7 protein-coding genes and 1 pseudogene are annotated in these 6,023 nt (G+C 29.4%); 1 reads left to right on the top strand and 7 read right to left on the bottom strand.

Translation table 11 applies throughout. The features are described from left to right. Positions 1-157 (bottom strand): transposase (locus BUB63_RS13510; protein ID WP_200790191.1); only part of this gene is annotated, 157 nt, incomplete at its 3' end. 202 nt (positions 158-359) lie between these two features. After that, positions 360-1,154 carry a diaminopimelate epimerase gene (dapF, locus tag BUB63_RS12625; protein ID WP_073250297.1) on the bottom strand — a complete coding sequence of 265 codons (795 nt, stop codon included), beginning with the start codon at positions 1,152-1,154 and terminating at the stop codon, positions 360-362. An 82-nt stretch (positions 1,155-1,236) separates the two neighbouring features. Here dapF and BUB63_RS12620 point away from each other — a divergent pair, with 82 nt between their 5' ends. Next, positions 1,237-2,970 carry an Rqc2 family fibronectin-binding protein gene (locus BUB63_RS12620; protein WP_073250293.1) on the top strand — a complete coding sequence of 578 codons (1,734 nt, stop codon included), beginning with the start codon at positions 1,237-1,239 and terminating at the stop codon, positions 2,968-2,970. 233 nt (positions 2,971-3,203) lie between these two features. Here the strand turns inward: BUB63_RS12620 and pyrR are convergent, their stop codons facing one another. The 5 genes and pseudogenes from pyrR to BUB63_RS13780 all read right to left on the bottom strand — a co-directional run. Next, a complete protein-coding gene (gene pyrR, locus BUB63_RS12615) occupies positions 3,204-3,740 on the bottom strand; it encodes a bifunctional pyr operon transcriptional regulator/uracil phosphoribosyltransferase PyrR (RefSeq protein ID WP_073250289.1) in 537 nt (178 codons plus the stop codon). An 11-nt stretch (positions 3,741-3,751) separates the two neighbouring features. After that, the gene (locus BUB63_RS12610; RefSeq protein ID WP_027307403.1) at positions 3,752-4,675 is read right to left on the bottom strand and encodes an RluA family pseudouridine synthase; all 924 of its coding nucleotides are present in this window, start codon (positions 4,673-4,675) and stop codon (positions 3,752-3,754) included. Between the two features lie 8 nt (positions 4,676-4,683). Next, positions 4,684-5,133, bottom strand: coding sequence for a signal peptidase II (gene lspA, locus BUB63_RS12605; RefSeq protein WP_073250286.1), 450 nt, complete (start codon positions 5,131-5,133; stop codon positions 4,684-4,686). Between the two features lie 74 nt (positions 5,134-5,207). Beyond that, positions 5,208-5,570: a DUF134 domain-containing protein gene (locus tag BUB63_RS12600; RefSeq protein WP_027307401.1), complete on the bottom strand. Its 363-nt coding sequence runs from the start codon at positions 5,568-5,570 to the stop codon at positions 5,208-5,210. Positions 5,571-5,829: 259 nt separating this feature from the next. Further along, positions 5,830-6,023 (bottom strand): annotated as a pseudogene (locus tag BUB63_RS13780) (transposase); the annotation flags it as partial.

Below are 6,023 nucleotides of genomic sequence, written 5' to 3'. Positions count from 1 at the left end.
TTGTTTTAAATAAACTTTTTATTACATTTTCGAAGCCAATTTTATGAGTAAATTCTTTAAGCAATAACAATCCTGTATCAGAAGATAAGTCACCACCATCAAAATTTAATCGTATTTTACTATTGCTTTCTAAACAAATATCATATAAACTAAACATTGAGAACCCTCCCTTTGTTTGGTATTTGTTTAGCAACTATATTATAACAAATTTGGGCCCTCTTTTTCATGTTTTTATTTCACTTTTTAAGTGAAATGCAGTTTAGTAAAAAATTAAGTTAATATGGGCTATAGAACTCTTTTAAATAAATTCCATGAATAATTCAGGTTTAATAATATAATATTCAAAATAATATTTTATGTCACAAAAGTAGTTTCCCTTCACATACAAATTCAGCAGGTCCCTCCATAAACACATAATCATCATATGTTATTTTTAGTGTACCTAATTTTAAATGGGCATTTACTTCATTTTTGGTAAGGCCATTTATAAAGGTTGCAACAACACTGGCACAGGTTCCTGTACCACAGGCAAGGGTATAACCTGCTCCTCTTTCCCAAGTTCTAATCTTAATATTATCTTTATCAATCACACTAACAAAGTTTACATTTGTTCCTTTTTTGAAAATATCCATCTTTTCAATTATAGGTCCATACTTTATTACATCTTCATCAACAGTATCTTCAACGTATATTATTGTATGAGGAACTCCCATAGTCATTGTAGTTGCTTCAAACTCCCTACCTAAAACGTTAATCCTATAATATTTTTTGTCCTCTTCTATTATTGGTAGTCCCATATTAACCTTTACAGTCTTTACATTATCATTTTCAAGAGTAAAAATTACCTCAAGAACACCTGCCCCTGTCTCAACTTTGAAATTTTGCTTTTTAACTATTCCCTTTTCATATACGTATTTACTGAAACATCTCAATCCATTTCCACACATTTCAGCTAAACTTCCATCGGAATTAATTATAGTCATTTTTATATCAGCACAGCTTGATTCTTCAACTATTAGTATGCCATCTGCCCCTATACCTATGTGCCTATCACACACTTTTTTTGCAATATCACTCCAATCTTTGTTGCCTAATTCCTTTTTTTCAAATATAATAAAATCATTTCCAAGTCCATGCATTTTTACAAAATTCATTTTATCTCCCCCATTATAACTATTACATTTTATAATATATTATGTTATACTTATTTAAAAAAGTCTACTGGAGGTTTTAAATATGCCATTTGACGGATTAGTAACCTATAGCATAATAAACGAACTTAAAGAATTTATAAATGGTAAAATAGATAAAATATATCAACCCAATACTGAAGATATAGTATTGATTTTAAGAAGAGAAAAAAATACAAAAAAGCTTTTAATATCTATAAATCCAACATCCTCAAGATTTAATTTTACAGAACAAAATATAGAAAACCCAATGAAGCCACCTTCATTTTGTATGGTATTAAGAAAGTATATACAAAATGGAAGAATTTTAAACATTGAGCAGATATCCTTAGACAGAATTTTAAAAATAACTATAGAAGTAAAGGACGAACTTGGATACGCAAATACATATTATCTAATATCTGAAATAATGGGAAAACACAGCAATATAATACTAACAAATTCAGAGTATATAATAGTTGATTCTTTAAAGCATATAGATTTTACTATAAGTTCTGCAAGACAAATTTTACCTAAGCTTAAATATGAACTTCCACCAACAAAGGAAAAAATTAATCCACTTGAATCAACAAAGGATAGCTTATTAAAAATACTTGAAGAAAACAAATATAAAAAATTATCTAAGACTTTAATTGATAATTTCTATGGTATAAGTAATACATTTTGCCAAATTGTTTGTAAAGATAAAGCCGATAGAGAAATACATACCCTATCCTCCGATGAACTTGATATCATTGCAAATAATTTCTTCTACTACATAGCAAAACTAAAGTCTAATTTAATAGAATGCAATATATTTATAAATACAAAGGGTTCTAAAGACTTTTATGTTTTTAAATTAGCAAATACACCCGATGAAAACCTATATAACACAGCAAGCCAAATGATAGATGCATTCTATTTCAATAGAAGTTCAGAAATTACAATGAAGCAAAAATATAAGGATTTATATAAGCTAATTGAATCGATATTTGAAAAAACTAACAAAAAGATTGAATCCTATGTAAATAAAATAGAAGAATGTAGGGATTATGAAAAATACAAAATATATGCTGAACTAATATTAGCAAATCAATACTCCATTGACACTAATAGTGATGCTGTTATGCTTCAAAACTACTATGACGAAAACCTTAATTTAATTGAGGTACCCTATATAAAAGGGATGACTCCTATAGAGGTATCTCAGCAATATTATAAAAAATATAACAAAAATAAAAACACATTTGAAATACTTAGTAAGAATTTAGAAGATTCAATTAAAGAAAAAGAATATTTAGAAACAGTACTAATAAACCTTGAAAATGCAACTGATTCTGAAACTATAGAAGAAATACGAAATGAACTGATTCTAAATGGATTTATTAAAAAGAAGATTACAAATAAATCACCTAAATCACAACCTATGCACTTTATATCCTCCGATGGCTACGACATATTTGTTGGTAAAAGCAACATACAAAACGACTTTTTAACATTAAAATTTGCTTCCCTAAATGATATATGGATGCATACTAAAAATATACCCGGCTCCCATGTAATAATAAAATCAAAAAATGGGCAAGTGTCCGATAATGCACTTTTAGAGGGAGCACTACTTGCTGCCTACTATAGCAAAGCTAAAAACTCAACAAATGTACCAGTTGACTATACAGAAAGAAAAAATGTTAAAAAGCCTAACGGTGCAAAACCTGGTATGGTTATATATTATACAAATAAAACAATATATGTAACTCCATCAAGTGAAAAAATTGATAAAATAAAGATTGCTGGGAAATAACTTATATTTTATGCTTTTAAAAAATTAGTCTCGTGAAAAAATCTAAGGCTCTTTAAAATAAATGCCACAGATTGTTGACAAACCTAATTGTTAGATAAAATCTGAAAAAGCCCCATAAAAGGATTTCAATAGGCTCTTTCATAAGCTTTAGCAATATGAACGAAGGCCCAATAAGTCCTTAATGGGGCTAATTTTCAACAGACTACAAAACTTCTTCCACGGGGCATCTATTTTTATTTTTCAGCTATAAGTACAACATCCTCTCCATCTATTTCATTTAAATGTACATGCACTATTTCCGATAGAGATGTAGGAACATTTTTACCTACGTAGTCTGCTCTTATAGGTAGTTCTCTATGACCTCTATCTATTAAAACAGCAAGTTGTATTGACTTTGGTCTTCCTATATCCACTATTGCATCAAGAGCTGCCCTTACAGTTCTTCCAGTATATAAAACATCATCTACTAAAATTATCTTCTTATTTTTTATATCAAAATCAATCTTAGTATCATTTATTTTTGGATCTTCATATTTCTCTGTTAAATCATCCCTGTATAAAGTTATGTCAAGAATACCAACTGGAACCTCAACACCCTCAAACTGCTTTATGAATTCAGCAATCCTCTTTGCTATCGGAACACCCCTTGTTTTAATTCCAACTAATGCTATATCAGATACACCCTTATTCTTTTCTATTATCTCGTGGGAGAGTCTTATAAGTGTTCTTCTTATTGAATTTTCATCTAATAATTTTGCTTTGATTTGCATATTTTCACCACCTACTTACTTTGATTTCGTAACTTTTCAATTAATTCTATAAAATAATCCGGAGGAGCTGCTGTAAACTCCATATATTCCTTTTTTGTAGGATGAATAAAACCTAAGGTTGTAGCATGAAGTGCCTGACCTTGCAGTCTATATTTTTGTTTTTTATATCCATATACAGGATCTCCAACCAATGGATGCCCTATTGAGCTCATATGAACTCTAATTTGATGTGTTCTTCCAGTCTCAAGTTTACATTGTATATATGTATTTTCTTTGAACCTCTCAAGTACATTAAAATGCGTAATGGCCTCTCTTCCACCCTCTACTATTGCCATCTTTTTTCTCTCTACTGGATGTCTTGCAATAGGCCTATTTATAGTTCCATAATCTTCCTTTATAATACCCTCTGTTATAGCAAGATATATTCTGTTTACTGTATGTTCCTTAATCTGTTCTGCTAAATTTCTATGGGATATATCATTCTTTGCTACAACTAAAACTCCCGATGTATCCTTATCAATTCTATGAACTATACCAGGACGTATAACTCCATTTATTGAAGACAGATTTTTGCAGTGGTATAAAAGTGCATTGACAAGGGTACCAGAATAGTTACCTGGGGCTGGATGCACAACCATTCCCTGAGGTTTATTAACTACAACTATGTCATCATCCTCATACAAAATATCAATTGGTATATCCTCAGGTTCAACCTTTAGCATCACAGGTTCTGGTAAGTTTAATACTATTTCATCCTCTTCCTTAAGTTTATAATTATTTTTTACAATCTTTTCATTAACAGTAACATTACCATCATTAACCATCTTTTGAATTTGTGATCTTGACATATTTTCTATCATTTCTGCTAAAAAAACATCTATTCTTTTTCCTACATTATCTATATCTACAATAAAATTCATAGACTGTGTCTGCATCTACAAAATCACCTCTGTTTATCAAAAAATATCAATTTAATACACAATAAAACTGCACCTATTGAAACATATATATCCGCAAAATTGAATACAGGCCAGTCAAAAACATCCTTAATATAAAAATGTATAAAATCTACAACGTAGTTTAAATAAATTCTGTCAATCAAATTTCCTATAGCACCAGCTATAATTAATATTAAACAAAAATCTATAAATCTATCTTTTCCTTTATTTTTTAATAGATAATAAATAAGTCCTATAACAACAATTGAAGTAAAACCTACTAATATGATTTTCTTATCCCTAAAAATTCCAAATGCTGCACCTCTATTTTCAACATATATAAGGTTTAAATAGCCATTGATTAAATTAATAGGTTGCTTTAAAATTAAGTACTTTTTAGCAATATACTTAGAAAATTGATCCAGCAAAACTAATAAAACAATTAATAATTCCATTTTTCCACCCCATTTTTTATATTCGCATTTAAATATTTTAAAATAAAAAAGATTTTATGTCTATATATTATATTTCAATCCTTTTCCTGTCCAAACATCCTACCGTGACGCCTGCAAAGGGAACACCTGTTATTATCAACATTGAAATCACAAACTCTATAATCTCCACCTTCTATTTTTAGTGTTTTACCATTTACTATAAAATCAGCAAGCTTTTTTCTTGCCTCTTCATAGATTCTTTGTATAGTAGAACGGGCAACCCCCATTCTTTCTGCAGTTTCCTCTTGGCTTAAATTCTCTAAATCCATTAATCTTATTGTCTCGTATTCCTCTACTGTCATAAAAACAAAGTTATTTGACTCTTTCTTATTAAGAGGTCCAAATTCATTTACCTTAGGTAAACAACATACTCTTCTATACTTTCTTGGCCTTGGCACTTAAATCCCTCCCTTTTAAACTTACATTTTCTATTTTAACATAAAAACCCCAATTATATAATGCCTTTATAAATACTAATATAAAAAGTGCCAGAGATTTCGCATCTAATTTCCAGTAAAGCTTTTTTCTTTATAGGAAATTAGATTTTTTCTATTTTATTGAAATTTTGGAAGGGAAAAAGGCCGTAGGCCATGTATATAGATACACCTTCCCCCTCCCCATCATAATGAAAAGCTGTATTTCCAATTTTATTATCGACTATGCGGTGTTAAAAATTGGATTAATCCAATTCATAATTATCAACATTTCATCTTTCAAATCTTCTATTATATTTATCTGCAAAAGCCTTTTTTCTCTGAATCCTCGAATGTTTCTAAAAAAGTATAATTGGGTTAAGTTAAAGGCTATTATCATGAATCCAACTATAGCCTCTATGCCCGTAGGGCTATGCA

The organism is Caloramator proteoclasticus DSM 10124, assembly GCF_900129265.1.
Taxonomy (GTDB): domain Bacteria; phylum Bacillota; class Clostridia; order Clostridiales; family Caloramatoraceae; genus Thermobrachium; species Thermobrachium proteoclasticum.
The sequence above is the reverse complement of the archived record's forward strand: the minus strand, read 5'-3'. Positions and strand labels throughout refer to the sequence as shown.